The sequence below is a fragment of the Blastococcus sp. SYSU D00813 genome (genome assembly GCF_054050735.1).
The window spans coordinates 1-17,261 of sequence record NZ_JBJGZX010000004.1; the positions used below are offsets into that span (position 1 = coordinate 1).

General features: G+C 76.2%; 19 protein-coding genes. 12 read left to right on the plus strand and 7 right to left on the minus strand.

Annotated elements, in window-relative coordinates; genetic code table 11:
• Positions 1 to 109: 109 nt before the first annotated feature.
• The 3 genes from ACI8AX_RS03690 (at position 110) to ACI8AX_RS03700 (ending at position 1,570) form a co-directional block, all read left to right on the plus strand.
• Positions 110 to 499 carry a PIG-L deacetylase family protein gene (locus ACI8AX_RS03690; RefSeq protein WP_456548444.1) on the plus strand — a complete coding sequence of 130 codons (390 nt, stop codon included), beginning with the start codon at positions 110 to 112 and terminating at the stop codon, positions 497 to 499.
• A gap of 145 nt (positions 500 to 644) precedes the next feature.
• A complete protein-coding gene (locus ACI8AX_RS03695) occupies positions 645 to 1,361 on the plus strand; it encodes a PIG-L deacetylase family protein (protein WP_456548445.1) in 717 nt (238 codons plus the stop codon).
• 80 nt (positions 1,362 to 1,441) lie between these two features.
• Positions 1,442 to 1,570: a hypothetical protein gene (locus ACI8AX_RS03700; RefSeq protein WP_456548446.1), complete on the plus strand. Its 129-nt coding sequence runs from the start codon at positions 1,442 to 1,444 to the stop codon at positions 1,568 to 1,570.
• Positions 1,571 to 1,643: 73 nt separating this feature from the next.
• On the opposite strand, the gene ACI8AX_RS03705 is transcribed toward ACI8AX_RS03700, so the two are convergent.
• Positions 1,644 to 2,861: a DUF222 domain-containing protein gene (locus ACI8AX_RS03705; protein ID WP_456548447.1), complete on the minus strand. Its 1,218-nt coding sequence runs from the start codon at positions 2,859 to 2,861 to the stop codon at positions 1,644 to 1,646.
• A 658-nt stretch (positions 2,862 to 3,519) separates the two neighbouring features.
• Complete coding sequence (locus ACI8AX_RS03710) at positions 3,520 to 4,473, minus strand: cobalamin biosynthesis protein (RefSeq protein WP_456548448.1); 954 nt, start codon at positions 4,471 to 4,473, stop codon at positions 3,520 to 3,522.
• Positions 4,474 to 4,512: 39 nt separating this feature from the next.
• Here ACI8AX_RS03710 and def point away from each other — a divergent pair, with 39 nt between their 5' ends.
• From def to cobM, 3 genes are read left to right on the plus strand one after another with little or no spacing between them, the layout of a single operon-like run.
• Positions 4,513 to 5,061 carry a peptide deformylase gene (gene def, locus ACI8AX_RS03715; RefSeq protein ID WP_456548449.1) on the plus strand — a complete coding sequence of 183 codons (549 nt, stop codon included), beginning with the start codon at positions 4,513 to 4,515 and terminating at the stop codon, positions 5,059 to 5,061.
• On the plus strand, positions 5,058 to 6,281 hold the full coding sequence (cbiE, locus tag ACI8AX_RS03720; protein WP_456548450.1) for a precorrin-6y C5,15-methyltransferase (decarboxylating) subunit CbiE: 1,224 nt from the start codon (positions 5,058 to 5,060) through the stop codon (positions 6,279 to 6,281). Before def ends, cbiE begins: the two co-directional genes overlap by 4 nt.
• A 43-nt stretch (positions 6,282 to 6,324) precedes the next feature.
• A complete protein-coding gene (gene cobM, locus ACI8AX_RS03725; protein ID WP_456548451.1) occupies positions 6,325 to 7,065 on the plus strand; it encodes a precorrin-4 C(11)-methyltransferase in 741 nt (246 codons plus the stop codon).
• Between the two features lie 30 nt (positions 7,066 to 7,095).
• On the opposite strand, the gene ACI8AX_RS03730 is transcribed toward cobM, so the two are convergent.
• The gene (locus ACI8AX_RS03730; protein ID WP_456548452.1) at positions 7,096 to 8,178 is read right to left on the minus strand and encodes a cobalt-precorrin-5B (C(1))-methyltransferase; all 1,083 of its coding nucleotides are present in this window, start codon (positions 8,176 to 8,178) and stop codon (positions 7,096 to 7,098) included.
• A gap of 26 nt (positions 8,179 to 8,204) precedes the next feature.
• Here ACI8AX_RS03730 and ACI8AX_RS03735 point away from each other — a divergent pair, with 26 nt between their 5' ends.
• The 4 genes from ACI8AX_RS03735 to ACI8AX_RS03750 are packed head-to-tail and all read left to right on the plus strand — an operon-like array spanning position 8,205 to position 10,778.
• Positions 8,205 to 8,951 (plus strand): cobalt-precorrin-6A reductase, encoded by a 747-nt coding sequence (locus tag ACI8AX_RS03735; RefSeq protein ID WP_456548453.1) that lies wholly within the window; start codon positions 8,205 to 8,207, stop codon positions 8,949 to 8,951.
• 41 nt (positions 8,952 to 8,992) lie between these two features.
• Positions 8,993 to 9,487, plus strand: a complete 495-nt coding sequence (locus ACI8AX_RS03740; RefSeq protein ID WP_456548454.1) for an FBP domain-containing protein — start codon at positions 8,993 to 8,995, stop codon at positions 9,485 to 9,487.
• Positions 9,488 to 9,498: 11 nt separating this feature from the next.
• Complete coding sequence (locus tag ACI8AX_RS03745) at positions 9,499 to 10,128, plus strand: HAD hydrolase-like protein (RefSeq protein ID WP_456548455.1); 630 nt, start codon at positions 9,499 to 9,501, stop codon at positions 10,126 to 10,128.
• Positions 10,129 to 10,157: 29 nt separating this feature from the next.
• On the plus strand, positions 10,158 to 10,778 hold the full coding sequence (locus ACI8AX_RS03750) for a flavodoxin family protein (RefSeq protein ID WP_456548456.1): 621 nt from the start codon (positions 10,158 to 10,160) through the stop codon (positions 10,776 to 10,778).
• A 3-nt stretch (positions 10,779 to 10,781) separates the two neighbouring features.
• Here ACI8AX_RS03750 and ACI8AX_RS03755 read toward each other — a convergent pair whose 3' ends face one another.
• The gene (locus tag ACI8AX_RS03755) at positions 10,782 to 12,020 is read right to left on the minus strand and encodes an MFS transporter (protein WP_456548457.1); all 1,239 of its coding nucleotides are present in this window, start codon (positions 12,018 to 12,020) and stop codon (positions 10,782 to 10,784) included.
• 122 nt (positions 12,021 to 12,142) lie between these two features.
• Here ACI8AX_RS03755 and ACI8AX_RS03760 point away from each other — a divergent pair, with 122 nt between their 5' ends.
• Positions 12,143 to 12,718, plus strand: coding sequence for an alkaline phosphatase D family protein (locus ACI8AX_RS03760; protein ID WP_456548458.1), 576 nt, complete (start codon positions 12,143 to 12,145; stop codon positions 12,716 to 12,718).
• Between the two features lie 165 nt (positions 12,719 to 12,883).
• Here ACI8AX_RS03760 and ACI8AX_RS03765 read toward each other — a convergent pair whose 3' ends face one another.
• The 3 genes from ACI8AX_RS03765 to ACI8AX_RS03775 all read right to left on the minus strand — a co-directional run bounded on the left by ACI8AX_RS03765 (position 12,884) and on the right by ACI8AX_RS03775 (position 15,978).
• A complete protein-coding gene (locus ACI8AX_RS03765; RefSeq protein ID WP_456548459.1) occupies positions 12,884 to 13,795 on the minus strand; it encodes a DNA-formamidopyrimidine glycosylase family protein in 912 nt (303 codons plus the stop codon).
• Positions 13,796 to 13,864: 69 nt separating this feature from the next.
• On the minus strand, positions 13,865 to 15,361 hold the full coding sequence (locus ACI8AX_RS03770; RefSeq protein ID WP_456548460.1) for a precorrin-2 C(20)-methyltransferase: 1,497 nt from the start codon (positions 15,359 to 15,361) through the stop codon (positions 13,865 to 13,867).
• The gene (locus tag ACI8AX_RS03775; protein WP_456548461.1) at positions 15,358 to 15,978 is read right to left on the minus strand and encodes a precorrin-8X methylmutase; all 621 of its coding nucleotides are present in this window, start codon (positions 15,976 to 15,978) and stop codon (positions 15,358 to 15,360) included. Before ACI8AX_RS03775 ends, ACI8AX_RS03770 begins: the two co-directional genes overlap by 4 nt.
• Positions 15,979 to 16,063: 85 nt before the next feature.
• Between ACI8AX_RS03775 and ACI8AX_RS03780 the strand changes: the two genes are divergently transcribed.
• Positions 16,064 to 17,245, plus strand: coding sequence for a glucose-1-phosphate adenylyltransferase family protein (locus ACI8AX_RS03780; RefSeq protein ID WP_456548462.1), 1,182 nt, complete (start codon positions 16,064 to 16,066; stop codon positions 17,243 to 17,245).
• Positions 17,246 to 17,261 lie beyond the last annotated feature (16 nt).

Consider the following 17,261-nt stretch of genomic DNA (forward strand, 5'->3'; position numbering starts at 1 on the left):
GCGGGGGGCGGGGGGTGGACGGCCCCGGGCCCCGCCGGGCGGGGGGCGGCGGGGGGGGGGCGGCGGCCCCCCGCCCCCCCCCCCCCCCCCCGCCGCCGACGTCGTCTACGTGCACGCACCCGACGACAGCCACCAGGACCACCGCGCCGTCGCCTCGGCGACCCAGGGGGCGGCCCGGCGGCTGTCGCGGGTGCTGCACTACCAGAGCCCCTCGACGCTGTCGTTCACGCCGACCGTCTACGTCGACGTGACCGCGCACCTCACGGGCAAGCTCGCCGCGCTCGGCGCGCACGCCTCGCAGGTCGAGCACTCGCCGATGGTCGAGCCCGATGCCGTCGTGGCCTCGGCCCGGCACTGGGGCGCCCAGGCCCGCATCGGCTACGCGGAGGCGTTCGCGCCGACCCGGATGGTCCTCGACATGCGACCGCAGCCCCGGCGGCGAGCCGGCGACGTGCCCGCCGCGCACCGCATCGTCCCCAGCCCGCGCCTCGCCGGCTGACGACCCTCAGCGCCCGCCCCGCCGCCCGGCCCTCACCCCTCGGGGGGAGGGCCGGGCGGTTGCGTTGCAGGCAATCCATCCGGCTGCCGATGCACCCCTGACGGGCGGGAGCACCCCGCCGGCAGGAACTGGAGGACACCTGGCCATGGACGGCGCGGGTACGGGGAGTGCGGGGCTGAGCGTCCTCGCCATCGGCGCGCACCCCGACGACATCGAGCTCGGTTGTGGCGGTGCGCTGCTGGCGCACGTCGCGGCCGGCGACGCGGTGACGATGCTGGTGGTGACCGGCGGCGAGAACGGCCCCGGCGACGGCGCCCGGGGTGCCGGCCGCCGCGCGGAGCAGGAGCGGGCGGCGGGGATGATCGGCGCCCGGCTGGTCTGGGGCGGCCTGCGCGACTGCGAGGTCGTGCCGGACTCGGCGACCGTCCGCCTCATCGAGCGGGTGCTGCGGGCGACCCGCGCCGACCTGGTCTACGTGCACGCCCCCGACGACAGCCACCAGGACCACCGCGCCGTCGCCGCGGCCACCCTCGGCGCCGCCCGGCGGCTGCCCCGGGTGCTGCACTACCAGAGCCCCTCGACGCTGTCGTTCACGCCGACCGTCTACGTCGACGTGACCGCCCACCTCTCCGGCAAGGTGGCCGCGCTGGGCGCGCACGCCACCCAGGTGGAGATGTCGGCGATGGTCGAGCCCGACGCGGTCGTGGCCTCGGCCCGGCACTGGGGCGCCCAGGCTCGCATCGGCTACGCCGAGGCCTTCCAGCCCACCCGGCTGGTGCTCGACCTCGCGCCCGTGCACGGCGGCGCGTCCGCCGAGGTGCCGGCCGCCTGGCAGCTGACGCCGTCGGTGCCCGCGCTCTGACCGGTCGTCCGCGCAGGTGGTTCGGCCACCGCGCGGGGGTAGGGGGCCCCGGTACGTCCGACGAGGCAGAGGAGCACCCCTTGAGCGAGCCCGGGAACGGTCAGGACCAGGTCGAGCGCGGCGGGATGGACGAGGAGGCCGGCGTCCCCGTCACCGAGACCGAGATCGAGACCTCGAAGAAGCCCGAGGACCGCGACACCAACGTGTGACCCGTGCGCTCGGCGCGGGCAGGCCTCCCACCCCGCGGCCGGGCCGGTCGCGGGGTGGGCAGGCCTGTGCAGGTCAGGTCCGCAGTGGTGGGTGGATGAGGATCTGGGTGCCGTCGGGGCGGTAGGTGCGCCAGCGTTGGCCGGGTGGTGCGGTGTCGTCGTGTTCGACGCGGAAGCCGTGGTGGACCTTGGTGTGGTGGCGTTCGCACAGCAGGGCGGAGTTGTCCAGGGAGGTCTGCCCACCCAGGGCCCAGTGCAGCCGGTGGTGGACGTCGCAGTACCAGGCCGGTGCTTCGCAGCCGGCGAACACGCAGTGCTGGTCACGCAGTTCCACGGCTCTGCGGATGTGGGCGGGGACGGTGCGTTGGGTGCGGCCGACGTCCAGGGGCAGGCCGTCGGGGTCGAGCACGATGCGGGTGACGCCGGCGTCGCAGGCGAGCCAGCGGGCGGCGGCGGCGGAGATCGTGGCGCCCAGGCCGGTGCCGGCGGCGGCCGGCCCGGTGCCGGGGTCGAGCAGGTCGCTCAGCGGCAGGGTGACGATGACGTGGGGCTTGACGGTGCGCAGCACCGGCAGCTCACCCGAGGCCAGGGCGTTGTCGGCGAGCTGGACGAGGGCGTCGCCGGTGCGCTGGGCGCGGGTACGGGTGTCCCCGGCGCAGCGGGACGCGGCCTGGATCGATTCCAGGGCGGTGGCGAGCTTCTGCCCGCCCACCGGGTCGAGGGTGCCGCCGAGGGTCCAGCCGCCGTCGGGCTGGGGCACCAGCCACACCGACCGCTCCACCGTCGGGTCGGGTTCGGGTCCGTCGGGATCGAGTTTGGCCAGGTAGTTCCCGACCGCGGACTGCAGGTCGGCGTGCGTGCCGTGGGTGGCCACCACCATCAGCGCGGCCTCGACCGCGGCCAGGTCGATGCCCTGCCGCTCAGCCGCGTCGAGATTGACCGGCTTGGCGATCTGGGCGATCACCTCCACCTGGTCGCCGCCGAGCTCCCCGGCGGCGAACGCCGCGGCCACCTCCGGCAGCAGGTCCAGCACCCGCCCGTGGCCGACCAGCCGCGAGGCCCGCGACCCGGACAGCCGCAGCACGCCGCGCAGCCACGACTGGGTGCTTTTGGCCCCGTCGTGCTCGACCGCGCCGCGCACGTCCACCCGGCGCACCACCCGGATCAGCTCGGCCTCCAGCCGGTGGGCTGCCGCCGACAGCTCCCGGGCGTGGTCGAGCAGCGCCCCGTCGGGCAGGTCGTCCAGGTCGAGGCCGGCCAGGGTGTCCAGTGCCGACCGCAGCTCGCCCACGACCCCTCCTGACCGCTTCGAATGTGTGTTCGATCCTAGCGGCTCGAGGGCGGCGACGCAGGATGAACCCCGAGGTCAGCGGCCTGTCCACAGATGTCCGGAGCCTCTTGACGTGCCCTCACGCATGCCTCTCAGGTTGGAGGACGACGTGCCTCTGAGACGGGCCTCGGGGACGCCGCTGCGGCCCGCCGGTCTAGGCTCCGCTCGAGCGCTCCGTTGGGAGTGACATGGCCGCCCGCTGTCAGGCTGGCGCCGCGGTGCCGGGCCGGATGTGAGCCGGTCGAGCACCCCGGATCGAGAGATCCACCGCGATGTCGGAATGCCAAAAGAAGCGCTACTCGTCGCGTGGTGCTGCCCTCTGGGCACTTGAGGCGATCCAGAGACGAAGTCTTGAGCGCGGCCGGAAGGCACCAACAGGCGCGTATCTCTGCCCTCTGTGTCGGAGGCATTGGCACCTGACGTCCACGTCGGCGACCTGGACTCCGCCGTGGCTGAAGCATTGACGTCGGCCCGCCTGGCCCTGAGTGGGCCGCTCAAGGCGAGAGGGCACCGCCGCTCGAGAAACCAGCTCAACGGACCAGCCGCACTCCCGAACCGTCCTCGCTCGACGGGTAGGCGAGGGAGGCGGGCGCGGACCGGGTTCGGCGGGTTCGGCGGCTCACCGCCGGAGCCGTGCCAGCACCGCGAGCCCGGCGGCGGCCGTCCACACCGCCCGCGACAACCGCACCGCGCGCGGGACGTCGGCCGGCAGCGGTGCCCGGCCGCCCCCCAGGTGCGGCCGGTCCTCGACCCGGCTGCCGTAGACGTTCCGGCCGCCCAGCCGCAGCCCCAGCGCCCCGGCCAGAGCGGCCTCGCAGCGCCCGGAGTTCGGGCTGGGGTGGGCCGCGCCGTCGCGCAGCCACGCTCGCAGCGCGCCGGCCGCCGACCCGCCCGTCCCGGGGGCGGCGACCACCGTCAGCGCGGCGGTCAGCCGCGCAGGCACCCAGTTGGCGACGTCGTCGGCGCGCGCCGACGCCCACCCGAAGCGCGCGTACCGGGGCGACCGGTGGCCGACCATCGCGTCCAGGGTGTTCACCGCCCGGTAGGCGGTCAGCCCCGGCAGCCCTGCGACCGCGCCCCAGAACAGCGGCGCCACCGCCGCGTCGGAGGTGTTCTCGGCGACCGACTCGACGGTCGCCCGGGCGAGCTCGCCGGCGTCCAGGGCCGAGGGGTCGCGGCCGGCCAGCGCCGGCAGCCGCTCGCGGGCGGCCGCGAGGTCCCCGCTGCCCAGCGCGACGTACATGTCCCGGGCGGCGTGGCCCAGCGACGTCCCGCCGAGCACCGCCCAGGTGACCGCCGCCGTGGTGAGCGTGCGGGCGGCCGGGCGGCCGCGGGTGAGCCGGTCCAGGCCGGCGCCGAGCGCGCCCGCCCCGCCGACGAGGACCGCCGCGTACGCGGCGCCGGCCGCGCGGGAGTCCTGCCACGCACGCCGCTCCAGCGCCGCCGCGACGGTGCCGAACCCGGCCACCGGGTGCCCGCGCCGGGGGTCGGCCAGCAGCACGTCGGCGACCGCGCCCAGCGCCAGGCCGGCCGCCGTCGCCAGGTCCCGGTGGGGGAGTCGGCTGCTCGGCACGGCGACCATCGTGCCAACCGCCGTCCCTAGGATCGCCGCATGCGCCTGCCCGGCCGTTACGACGGCGTCGCCCGGCCGATCGTCACCTACGGCAGCAACCCGGTGCTGCACCGGCCGTGCGCGCCGGTGACCGAGTTCGGCCGCGACCTGCGCCGCCTGGTGCTCGACATGTTCGCCAGCATGGAGGCCGCCGACGGCGTCGGCCTGGCGGCCAACCAAATCGGCGTCGACGCCCGGGTCTTCGTCATCGACTGCCCCGACGCCGAGGGCAACGACGTCGTCGGTTACGTGGTGAACCCGGTGCTGACGATCGTCGAGCCGGTCGGCGACGAGCCGGCCGACGAGGTCACCGAGGAGGGCTGCCTGTCGGTCCCGGGCCCCTACGCCGAGCTGCCCCGGGCGTTCCGGGCGCGGGTCGACGGGGTGGACGCCGCCGGCGTCCCGGTGACCATCGAGGCGACCGGGATGGCCGCCCGCTGCCTGCAGCACGAGGTCGACCACCTCGACGGCACCGTGTACGTCGACCGGCTGCCGCAGGAGCTGCGCGAGAAGCTGCTGGCCGAGTCGCGCGAGGGGACCGGGTCGTGACGGACACGCAGGTCGGCGAGACGCCGGTCGTCGTCGTCGGCATCGGCGCCGACGGCTGGGACGGGCTCGCGCCCACCTCCCGGGCCGAGGTCGAGCGGGCCGAGGTGCTGATGGGCAGCGCGCGGCAGCTGGCGCTGGTGCCCGACTCCGTGCCGGCCGAGCGCGTGCCGTGGCCCTCGCCGCTGACCGAGGCGCTGCCCGGACTGGTCGAGCAGCACGCCGGCCGGGCCGTCGTCGTCCTGGCCAGCGGCGACCCGATGCTGTCGGGGATCGGCACCACGCTCACCCGGCTGCTGGGCGCGGCGCGGGTGCGGGTACTGCCGGCGCCGTCGTCGGTGTCGCTGGCGTGCGCCCGGATGGGTTGGGCGGTCGAGGACACCTGCGTGGTCAGCCTCGTCGGGCGGCCGATCGAGCTGCTGCACCCGCACGTGCAGCCCGGCGCCCGGCTGCTCGTGCTCGGCTCCGACGGCGAGACGCCGGCGCACGTGGCGCGGCTCCTGTCCGACCGCGGGTACGGGCTGAGCACGGTCACCGTGCTGGCCGGGCTGGGCGGCCCGGACGAATCGGTGCGCTCCGGGACGGCGGCCACCTGGTCGCAGCCGGCGCCGGCGCTGGTGGTCACCGCGGTGGAGTGCCGGGCCGAGCGCGGGACGATGCCGCTGCCCACCACCCCGGGCCTGCCCGACGGCGCGTACGAGTCCGACGGGCAGCTCACCAAGTCCGAGGTCCGGGCGATCACGCTGTCGCGGCTGGCCGCCGTCCCGGGCCAGCTGCTGTGGGACGTCGGCGCGGGCTCCGGCTCCATCGGCATCGAGTGGATGCGCGCGCACCCGACCTGCCGCGCGGTCGCCGTCGAGGCCGACGAGGAGCGGGCGGCGCGGATCGCCCGCAACGCCGCCCGCCTCGGCGTGCCCTACCTGCGGGTGGTCCGCGGCTCGGCGCCCGAGGTGCTCGCCCGGCTGGGGTCCCCTGACGCCGTCTTCATCGGCGGCGGGCTGACCACGCCGCTGGTGCTCGAGACCTGCTGGGACGCGCTGCCGCCCGGCGGCCGGCTGGTGGCCAACGCGGTCACGGTGGAGAGCGAGGCGGTGCTGGCGTCCTGGCACTCGCGCGTCGGGGGCGAGCTGGTGCGGGTCGCGGTGCAGCGCGCCGAGCCGGTCGGCTCCTTCACCGGCTGGCGCGCGGCGATGCCGGTGACCATCTGGTCGGTCACCCGGTGAGCGCGGCCCTGCCTGGAGCACTTCGCGCGCGAAAGGCCCCCAGGTGACGGTCTTCTTCATCGGGGCGGGGCCCGGGGCCGCCGACCTGGTCACCCTGCGCGCGGCCCGGCTCATCGCCTCGGCCCCGGTGTGCCTCTACGCGGGCGCCCTCGTGCCGCGGGAGCTGCTGGCCACCGCGCCGGCCGGCGCCCGGCTGGTCGACACCGCCGACCTGGACCTCGACGCCATCACCGCCGAGCTGGTGGCGGCGCACGAGGCCGGGCTCGACGTCGCCCGGCTGCACTCCGGCGACCCGTCGGTGTACAGCGCGATGGCCGAGCAGATGCGCCGGCTCGACGCGGCGGGGGTGCCCTACGAGGTGGTGCCGGGGGTCCCGTCGTTCGCCGCGGCCGCCGCCGCGCTCAAGCGGGAGCTGACGGTGCCGGGGGTCGCGCAGACCGTCGTCCTCACCCGGACCTCGGCCCGGTCCACGCCCATGCCGCCGGGCGAGACGCTCGCCGCCTACGCGGCGACCGGCGCCACGCTGGTGCTGCACCTGGCCGTGCAGCGGCTGGACGAGCTCGCGCCCGAGCTCGCGGAGCACTACGGCGGTGACTGCCCGGCCGCCGTCGTCGCCCACGCCAGCCGGGACGACGAGGTGGTGCTGCGCGGCACGCTGGCCGACATCGCCGGGCAGGTGGCCGAGGCCGGGATCAGACGGACGGCGGTCGTCGTCGTCGGCCCCGCTCTCGCCGCCGAGCAGTTCCCCGACAGCCACCTCTACTCGGTGCATCGGAGTCGCTGAGTGACGGTTTCCGCACTCGAGCGACTCCGCTCAGGCGCGGCCGACGACCGTGCCGGCGCGGTCGATGACGACGACGTCGACCTCGACCGGAGCGCCGCGCAGCACGCCGAGCGCGGTCTCCCGGGCGCCGGCCGCGACCAGGTCGCCGAGCGGCAGCCCCGCGGCCTGGCACTGCTGCAGCGCGTCCAGCGCCGTGTTCGCCCCGCGCACGCCCTCGACCAGCTCCGGCGCGCCCCCGGCCTCGCGGACCAGCGCCGCGAGCGCCTCGAACGACACCTGCGAGCGGGCCGAGTGCAGGTCGAGGTGCCCCTCGGCGAGCTTGGCGAGCTTGCCGATGCCGCCGGCCACGGTCAGCCGCGGCACCGGGTGCCGGCGCAGGTACTTGAGCACCGCTCCGGCGAAGTCGCCCATGTCCAGCAGCGCGTCCTCGGGCAGCCCGTGCAGCTGCTGCGCGACGCGCTCGCTGGTCGACCCGGTGCAGCCGGCCACGTGGGTGCGCCCGGCCGCGCGGGCGACGTCGATGCCGCGGCGGATCGAGTCGATCCACGACGAGCACGAGTAGGGGACGACGACGCCGGTCGTGCCGAGGATCGACAGCCCGCCGAGGATGCCCAGCCGCGGGTTCCAGGTGCGCCGGGCCAGCTCCTCGCCGCCCTCGACCGACACCTCGACGACGACGTCCCCGGTGCCGCCGTGCCGCGCCGCGACCGCCGCGACGTGCTCGGCGATGAAGCGGCGGGGCATCGGGTTGATCGCCGGCTCGCCGACCGCCAGCGGCAGCCCGGGCTTGGTCACCGTGCCGACGCCCTCGCCGGCGCGGAAGACCACCCCCGTGCCCGGGGCGCCGGGCAGCACCCGCGAGGAGACCAGCGCGCCGTGGGTGACGTCGGGGTCGTCGCCGGCGTCCTTGACGATGCCGGCGGTCGCCTCCGCGCCGGGCACGAGCGCCTCGCGGGCCAGCGCGAACGAGGGGTGCCGGTCGTTCGGCAGGTCGATGGTCACCGGGTCGGGGAACTCGCCGGTGAGCAGCGCGGTGTAGGCCGCGGTGGCCGCCGCGGTCGCGCAGGCGCCGGTCGTCCAGCCGTGCCGCAGCCCGCCGCCCTCCCTGCTCACGGCACCAGCATGCACGGGCAGCCGGCATGACCCTCCGGGTGCTGGTCCTCGGCGGCACCGGCGAGGCCCGCCGGCTGGCCAGCGCGCTGGTCGAGGCCGGCGCCGACGTGCTCAGCTCCCTGGCCGGCCGGGTGGCCGACCCGGTGCTGCCGCCCGGGCGGGTGCGGGTCGGCGGCTTCGGCGGCGTGGAGGGCCTGGCGCAGGCCCTGGCCGACGTGGACGTCGTCGTCGACGCCACCCACCCCTTCGCCGCCGGGATGACCGCCAACGCCGCCGCGGCCGCCGCCGCGACCGGCACCCCGCTGCTGCGGCTGCAGCGGCCCGGGTGGTCGGCCGGCCCCGGCGACGACTGGCGCCGGGTGGCCTCGCTCGAGGAGGCGGCCGAGGCGGTCCGCGACGCGGCGTCGGTGTTCCTCAGCACCGGCCGGCAGGGGCTCGCCGCCTTCGCCGGCCTGACCGGCGCGGTGCTGGTGCGCTCGGTCGACCCGCCGGAGGCACCGCTGCCGCCCCGGACCACCGTCGTCCTCGCCCGCGGGCCCTTCACCGTCGAGGAGGAGACGGCGTTGATGCGGCGGCACGCGGTCGACGTCGTCGTCACCAAGGACAGCGGCGGGTCGATGACCGCGGCCAAGCTGACCGCCGCCCGGGAGCTGGGGATCCCGGTGGTGCTGGTCGCCCGCCCGCCGCTGCCGGCCGGCGTGCCGGTGGCCGCGACGGTCGCCGACGCGCTGGCCTGGGTCGCGGAAAAGGGCTCGCGCGCGGGGGGAGACTGACCGGCGGCACATCGAGCACCACCGACAGGAGCGCAGCACCCGTGGAACCCCTGACCGAGCAGCAGGTACGCCGGTCGTTCGTCAACTGCTCCAAGGGCGAGGCCAACGCCGCCACCCTTCCCCGCGACTTCGAGACGCTGCCGTGGGAGGAGCTCGAGCTGCTGGGCTGGCGCGACCCGAAGGCCCCGCTGCGCGGCTACCTCGTCGTCCCCCGCGAGGGCCGGCCGGTCGGCGTCGCCCTGCGCGCCGCGGACACCAGGATGTCGAGCCGGACGGCGGCCATGTGCCTGCTGTGCCAGACCGCGCAGACCGGCGACGCCGTCTCGCTGTTCACCGCGCGGCGGGTCGGCGAGGCCGGCCGCAAGGGGAACACGGTGGGCACCTACATCTGCGCCGACCTGCAGTGTGCGCAGCGGGCCCGCACCGAGATCCCGCCGTGGCTGGCCGACCGCGACCCCGACGAGGTGGTCGCGCAGCGGTCGGCGGAGCTGCGCCAGCGGGTGCAGGGCTTCCTCGACTCGGTGCACCGGCCCTGACCGGGCGGCTGGTGCTGTTCGACCTCGACGGCACCCTGGTCGACTCGACGCCGGGCATCTGGGCCTCGGTGCGGGTGGCGGCGGCCGCCCTGGGGCTGCCCGAGCCGACGGAGGCGCAGCTGCGGGGCATGGTCGGCCCGCCGCTGCAGGACGGGTTCGCGCTGGTCCTCGGCGTCGCCCCGGACGACGTCCCGCGGGCGGTCGCCGCCTACCGCGCGCACTACGCCGCCGGGGCGCTGCTGGACGTCGCCGTGTACGACGGCGTCCCGGAGCTGCTCGCGGCGCTGCGCGGCGAGGGGGCCGTCCTCGCCGTCGCCACGAGCAAGCCGGAGCCCTTCGCCGTCCGGGTGCTGGAGCACACCGGCCTGCTGGGCGCCTTCGCCTCGGTGCACGGGGCGACCCTCGACGGCGCCGTCCGGCACAAGGAGCAGGTGGTCGCGGCGGCGCTGGCCGCCCACCCGGGCGGCCGCGCGCCGGTGCTCGTGGGCGACCGGGAGCACGACGTGCTGGGCGCCGCGGCGCACGGGCTGCCGTGCATCGGCGCGGGCTGGGGGCCGGCGCCCGGCGAGCTCGGCCGGGCCGGCGCCGCCGCGGTCGCGGCCACGCCCGCCGAGGTCAGGGCGCTGCTCGCCGACGTGTAGCGCGCAACCGACCGGGGCACGAGCCGGTCATGACCGAGACCGCGTCACCCCTGTCCGCCCTCGCCCTCGTCTGCACCCTGTCGCCGTCGCCGAAGCCCTCGAGCAGCGAGAAGATGGCTCGCCAGGTGCTCGACGCCCTCGCCGGGCACGGGGTCACCGGCGACGTCGTCCGCGTCGTCGACCACGACGTGAAGCCCGGCGTCGAGGTCGACATGGGGGAGGGCGACGCCTGGCCGGCGATCCGCGAGCGGATGATGGCCGCCGACATCCTCGTCGTCTCGACGCCGACCTGGGTCGGGCACATGAGCAGCGTCGCGCAGCGGGTGCTGGAGCGGCTGGACGGCGAGCTGTCGGAGACCGACGACTCCGGCCGCCCGCTCGTCACCGGCAAGGTCGCCGTGACCGCCGTCGTCGGCAACGAGGACGGCGCGCACAAGATCACCGCCGACCTCATGCAGGGCCTCAACGACATCGGCTTCACGATCCCCGCCCAGGGCGGCACCTACTGGAACGACGAGGCCATGGGCGGCCGGGACTACCTCGACCTGGAGGAGACCCCCGAGGCCGTCGCCTCGACCACGAGGACGCTGGCGGAGAACGCCGCGCACCTGGCGCGGGCGCTCAGGGCCACGCCCTACCCGGGCAGCTGAGGCTCAGGCGGCGAGCGGCTGCGCGGGCTCGGGCACCGGGTCCTGCGCCGCCGCCCGTCGCTCCGTGCGCCGGCGCAGCGCGACGCCGGCGACCGCGACCAGCGCGAGGACGACCAGGACGACGGCGTAGACCTCGGCCACGGTCTGCAGGCCGACCGACGAGGAGACGGTGCCCGCGACGATCGCCGGGACGCTGAAGCTGAGGTAGCCGACGACGAACACCGCCGACAGCAGCCCCGCCCGCTCGGCCGGCGCCACCCCGGCGGTGACGGTCGCGATCGCGCCGAGGAACGACAGACCGAAGCCCAGGCCGGAGACGACCGCCGAGGCGAACATGACGGCGAGCGACCCGGTCAGCAGCGCGACGATCGTGACCACGACGCCGGAGGCGAACAGCAGCGCACCGCCGGCCATGGCGCGCTCCCGGCCGACGTCGCGGCCGAGCACCGCGCCCAGGGCGGCCGAGCCCTGCTGGGCTAACACGAGCAGGCTGCCGACCAGGTGGTCCTCGACGCCGAACACGGTGGCCGTCAGCGACGGGCCCAGGGAGAGGTAGAGCCCGCCCAGCGCCCAGGCCGCCACGATCACCGGCAGCGCCAGGAGGAACCCGGGCCGCTGCGGGCGCGGCACCCGCACCGACGGGCGCAGCGACGCCAGCGCGCCCGGCGCGCGCGGCGAGGTCTCGGGCAGCAGCGAGACGGTCGCGGCGCCCAGCACCAGCGCGACGACGAGGACGGCGAACACCCAGCGGGTCGGCTCCGCGACGTACTCCACGACCACCGCCGCGCCCACCGCGCCGGCCGAGAGCCCCAGCCCGGGCGAGGCGCTGTTGACCAGGTTCCCCAGCGGGTGGTCGGGTCGTTGCGTGTCGAGCAGCACGGCGCCGAGCGTCCCGGTGAGCGCACCCATCGACAGGCCCTGCACCACGCGGGCGGCCAGCAGCCAGCCCACGCTGTCGGCGACGAGGAACAGCACCATCGCGCTCGCCATCAGCAGCAACCCGCCGGCGAGCACCGGCCGCCGTCCGACGTGGTCGGACAGCCCGCCCACCACCAGCAGGGCGACCAGCAGCGCGAAGGCGTAGATGCCGAAGACGACGGTCAGGGTGCCGGGGCCGAACCCGAAGCGCTCCGAGTAGACGCGGTACAGCGGCGTCGGCACGCCCGAGGCGGCCAGCGAGAGCAGCAGCAGGCACGCCGCCGTCCAGAACGCCGGGGTGCGGGAGAGCGTCGGGGAGGGCACGACCCTTCGCAAGGGCAACGACCTCCCGCGCATTCCCGCCCCGGGCGTGTCCCGGAGAGGTCGCCGGACGTCCCCCTCCGGAGGTCTGGCTCCGGCCGCCGGCGGCCGACATCGGCATCGGCATGCCGATGCTCGCCCGGGTCGAGTCGCCGTTCGCGCCGGGCACGGTGTTCAGCACCGACCAGTGGGACGGCTACCAGGCCGACCAGCGCGCCCTGCTGGACGCCATGGCGGCCAGCGGCGACACCGACCCGGTCGTGCTGACCGGCGACATCCACTCCTCGTGGGCCAACGACCTGCCCCTGGACCCCGCCGCCTGCCCAGCCGACGGCAACAGCGTGGGCGTCGAGTTCGTCTGCCCCTCGGTGACCAGCGACGGGTTCAAGGAGGTCCTCGGGTCGGTGCAGGCCGCGACCGACGCCATCGCCGCGGGGCAGGCCCTCAACCCCTGGGTGCGCTACCTGGACGGCATCGGTCACGGGTTCGCCGTGCTCGACGTGACACCGCACCGCGTGCAGACCGACTTCTGGTTCATCCTCAGCGGCGGCGACAAGGGCCTGACGACGGACCCGCGACTCGACCCGGACGCGACCGTGGGCTTCGAGGCCGCCTTCGCGTCGGTCAAGGGGTCACGTCGCGTGACGGCCGCGACCGACCAGCTCGGCGCACGCAGCGACGAGCCCCGCACCGCGTCGTAGCGGTCGGTCACCTCGACGCCGAGGGCGCCGCCCAGCAGCTGGTCGATCTCACCGGCGACGACGCGACCGACGAGGGCCTGCTCACCGGTGTGCGCACCTCCTACGACTCGGCTGCCTTCCTGCAGGAGCCCGCCGGAACCGCCTGACGACGACGTCCCGGACGGGTCATCCGCGGGCACCGCGCGCGTACCCGGGCTCGCCACGCAGCCGCCGGCCGCGCGAGCCGAAGGACTCCTCGTTGACGCCGCGCCGGAATCCCGGTCGCGTCGGTCGTTCGGCGAGCGACGGGAAGGGCCCGGGCTGACAGTGCGGGCACCACCAGGTCTCGCGGGACCAGGGCTCGCCGGTGACCGCGTCGCGGAAGGCGACCGGCGTGCCGCACCGGCGGCACGGGCGTTCGGCCCTGCCGTACACCCAGTGGGTCTCGCCTCGACGGGTGTTGCCGGTGGTGACCTGGCCGGGGTGGTCGAGCGAGTGCTGCATCATCCGGCGGGCCAGGCGGACCGTGGCGCGGAGGTCGACGTCGCGCACCGGCGTCCAGGGCGAGTGGCCGCGCAGGAAGCAGGTCTCGACGGCCCAGAGGTTGCCGATGCCGGCGAGGTTCCTCTGGTCCAGCAGCGCCTCGACGAGCGGCCGCGCTGGATCGCGCAGGAGGCGGTCGACGGCGACGTCCTCGTCCCACGAGGGTCCCAGCAGGTCCGGCCCGAGGTGGCCGATGACCTCGTCCTCGCGAGCGGTCTCGACGAGCTCGAGCACCGGCATGCGCAGCGCGTACGCGGTCGGGCCGTCGGTCTCGAGGACGAGCCGGATCTCGTCGTCGAAGGTGCGCGGCAGCCGCTTGCCCGGGCCGACGACCTGCCAGGCGCCGTCCATCTCGAAGTGGGTGTGGAGCGTCAGCCCGCCGCTGAAGCGGGTGAGCATGTGCTTGCCGTAGGAGTCGAACGCGGTGATGCTGCGCCCCGCGAGGTCGGCCGTCGCGAGTCGCGGGACGCGGAAGTCGCTGCGCACGACGGTGCGGCCGACGAGGTGACCGCGCATCCTCCGGGCGGCCTTCCAGACGCTGTCACCCTCCGGCACGCCTCCATGGTGCCCGCCGAGGCACGACCCCGCCGGTCCCGGCTGCGTCCGGGGGCGCGAGCGAGGGGTTCAGGACGGGTAGGTGCGCGGGGTGTAGACGGCGCCCCCAGGGCCGACCCGGGTGCGGGAGGAGCCGACGAGCACCAGGCAGCGCATGTCGACCGTCTCCGGGTCCAGGTCGCCCAGCGTCGTCACCCGCACCTCCTCGGCCGGCCCGCCCACGTCGCGGCCCACGACCACGACGGTCGCGGCGTCGCGGACCTCCAGCAGCGTCTTCTGCGCCTCGCCGAGCTGGTGCGGCCGTGCCTTGGAGCGGGGGTTGTACAGCGCCAGGACGAGGTCGGCCTCGGCCGCGTGCCGCAGCCGGTCGAGGACGACGTCCCAGGGCTTGAGGACGTCGGACAGGCTGATCACCGCGAAGTCGTGGCCCAGGGGCGCGCCCACCCGGGAGGCGACGGCCTGCGCGGCGGTCAGCCCCGGCAGCACCCGGACGGCGATCCCCGCGTACTCCGGCCGGTCGGCCACCTCGAGCACGGCCGCGGCCATCGCGAAGACGCCGGGGTCGCCGCTGGAGACGACCGCGACCCGCCGGCCGGCGCGGGCCAGCTCCAGCGCGTGCGCGGCCCGCTCGGCCTCGACCCGGTTGTCGCTGGGGTGGCGGGTCTGGCGGGGGTTGACCTCGACCCGGTCCAGGTAGGGGCCGTAGCCGACCAGGTCGTCGGCGGCGGCCAGCGCCGCGGCGGCCTCGGGCGTCGTCCACGAGCGCTGACCGGGCCCCAGCCCGACCACGACCACCTCGCCGGTGCGCGGGCGGTCCTCGTCGTGCTGCTCGGGACCCGGCGTGGGCTCGGTCAGCGGGCTGGGCAGCAGCGCGAGGGAGAAGTAGGGGACCGTCGCCGGGTCGACCTCGGCCAGCGGCATCGTGCGCTGCCGCCCGGTCGTGGCCCGCTCCACGTAGAGCGCGCGGTCGAGCACGCCGGCGGCCTCGAAGGCGTCGCGCACCTGGGGGAACGTGCGGCCGAGCTTCATCACCGCGGCCGAGTCGGTGGTCGCCAGCCACTCGGCGAGCTCCTCGGTGGGCAGCGTGCCGGGCAGCACGGTGAGCACCTCGTCGCGCTCGACCAGCGGCCGGCCCACCACCGCGGCGGCCCCGCTGACGCTGGTCACGCCGGGGACGACCTCGGTCGGGTACCGGGAGGCCAGGCGCTTGTGCATGTGCATGTACGACCCGTAGAAGAACGGGTCCCCCTCGGCCAGGACGACGACGTCGCGGCCGGCGTCCAGGTGGGCGGCCAGCCGCGCGGCGGCGGCCTCGTAGAACTCGTCGATCGCGCCCTGGTAGCCGCCGGGGTGGTCGGTGGTCTCGGTGGTGACCGGGTAGACCAGCAGCTCCTCGACCTGGCCCTCCCGCAGGTAGGGCGCGGCCAGGGCCCGGGCCACCGAGCGGCCGTGCTGCGCGGCGTGGAAGGCGACGACGTCGGCCGCGCCGATCAGCCGGGCGGCCTTGACGGTGACCAGCTCGGGGTCCCCGGGCCCGAGCCCGACCCCGTAGAGGCGGCCGGTCATTCGGCGTCGCTCGCGATCGCGTTCACGGCCGCCGCGGTGATCGCGCTGCCGCCCCGGCGTCCGCGCACCACGAGGTGGTCCAGGTCGGTGGCGGCCAGAGCCTCCTTGGACTCCGCCGCCCCGATGAAGCCGACCGGGATGCCGAGGACGGCGGCCGGTCGCGGCGCCCCCGCCTCGACCATCTCCAGCAGGTGGAACAGCGCCGTCGGGGCGTTGCCGATCGCGACGACGGCGCCGGCGAGCCGGTCGCGCCACAGCTCCAGGGCCGCCGCGCTGCGGGTGGTGCCGAGCTCGGCGGCGAGACCCGGGGTGCGCGGGTCGTCCAGCGTGCAGACCACGTCGTTGCCGGCCGGCAGCCGGCGGCGGGTGATGCCCGAGGCCACCATCTTCGCGTCGCACAGCACCGGGGCGCCGGCGTCCAGCGCGGCGCGGGCGCGGGAGACCACGGCGGGGGAGAAGGCGACGTCGGGCACCAGGTCGACCTGGCCGCAGGCGTGGATCATCCGCACGACGACCCGGGAGACGTCCTCGGGGAGACCGGCCAGGTCGGCCTCGGCGCGGATCGTGGCGAACGACTGCCGGTAGATCTCGGCGCCGTCCTTCTCGTAGGCGTACATCGGCGAGGAGGCTACGTCGCGGCCGGGGGACGGGTCCGGGCGCGTCGGGTTCGGGAGCCCGCCCGCTGCGGGTAGGGGCGGGCGCATGGCGCTCCCCAGGGTCCTCGTCCTCGTCCTCGCCGGCGGCAAGGGCAACCGGCTGGAACTGCTCACCGAGACCCGGGCCAAGCCCGCCGTCCCCTTCGCCGGGGTCTACCGGCTGGTGGACTTCCCGCTGTCGAACTGCCAGCACTCCGGCATCGCCGACGTGTGGGTCTCGGTGCAGTACCAGCCGCAGTCGCTGTCGGAGCACCTGGCCAACGGCCGGCCGTGGGACCTCGACCGCACCACCGGCGGGCTGATGGTGCTGCCGCCGTTCCAGGGCAACGAGCGCGGCGGCTTCACCGAGGGCACCGCCGACGGGCTGTGGCGGCAGTCCGAGCTGGTCCGCGGCTTCGACCCCGACGCGCTGGTCGTCGTCAGCTCCGACGCCGTCTACAAGCTGGACTACCGCGAGGTCGTCGACGCGCACCTGGGGTCCGGCGCCGAGGTCACGATGGTCACCACCGAGGTCGCGGCCGACGACGCCGCCCGCTACGGCATCGTCCGCGTGGGGGAGGGCGACCGGGTCGAGGACTACGCCTACAAGCCCGACGAGCCGGCGACGACGACCGCGACCAACGAGGTGTTCGTGTTCAGCCCGCGGGAGACCCTCGACCGGCTGGAGGCGCTCGCCGGCGAGGTCGGCGAGGACGGGCTGGAGGACCTCGGCTCGCACCTGCTGCCCGCCCAGACCCGGGACGGCGCCGCCCGGGCGTACCGCTTCGACGGCTACTGGCGCGACGTCGGCACGGTGACCTCCTACTGGGAGGCGCACCAGGACTTCCTGACCGAGGAGCCGCCGATCGACCTCGACGAGCGCTCCTGGCCGGTGCACACGCGCGGCGGGCGGCACAGCGCGGCACGGGTGCTCGACGACGGGCGGATCGAGAACAGCCTGCTCTCGGGCGGCACGCGGGTCTCGGGGGACGTGCGCGGGTCGGTGCTGTCGCCGGGCGTGGTCGTCGAGGCCGGCGCGACGGTCGTGGACTCGGTGCTGCTGCCCGGCGTCCGGGTGCGGGCGGGTGCCACGGTGACCCGCACCGTGGTCGACGACGCCGTCGACATCGGCCGGGACGCCTCGGTCGGCGGGGACGGCGACGTCACCCTGCTCGGCCGCGGCGTGCGGGTGGAGGACGGCGCCGAGGTGCCCGCCGGCGCCCGCCACCCGGACCCCGAGGAGGACTAGGCAGGACGTCGCGGGC

Excerpts from the sequence above, each read along its gene's own strand:
- ACI8AX_RS03775 (WP_456548461.1), bottom strand. The coding sequence starts at position 15,978 with ATGTACGCCTACGAGAAGGACGGCGCCGAGATCTACCGGCAGTCGTTC.
- ACI8AX_RS03770 (WP_456548460.1), bottom strand. The coding sequence starts at position 15,361 with ATGACCGGCCGCCTCTACGGGGTCGGGCTCGGGCCCGGGGACCCCGAG.
- ACI8AX_RS03695 (WP_456548445.1), top strand. The coding sequence starts at position 645 with ATGGACGGCGCGGGTACGGGGAGTGCGGGGCTGAGCGTCCTCGCCATC.
- ACI8AX_RS03780 (WP_456548462.1), top strand. The coding sequence starts at position 16,064 with ATGGCGCTCCCCAGGGTCCTCGTCCTCGTCCTCGCCGGCGGCAAGGGC.
- ACI8AX_RS03735 (WP_456548453.1), top strand. The coding sequence starts at position 8,205 with ATGACCCTCCGGGTGCTGGTCCTCGGCGGCACCGGCGAGGCCCGCCGG.
- def (WP_456548449.1), top strand. The coding sequence starts at position 4,513 with ATGCGCCTGCCCGGCCGTTACGACGGCGTCGCCCGGCCGATCGTCACC.
- ACI8AX_RS03750 (WP_456548456.1), top strand. The coding sequence starts at position 10,158 with ATGACCGAGACCGCGTCACCCCTGTCCGCCCTCGCCCTCGTCTGCACC.
- ACI8AX_RS03760 (WP_456548458.1), top strand. The coding sequence starts at position 12,143 with ATGCCGATGCTCGCCCGGGTCGAGTCGCCGTTCGCGCCGGGCACGGTG.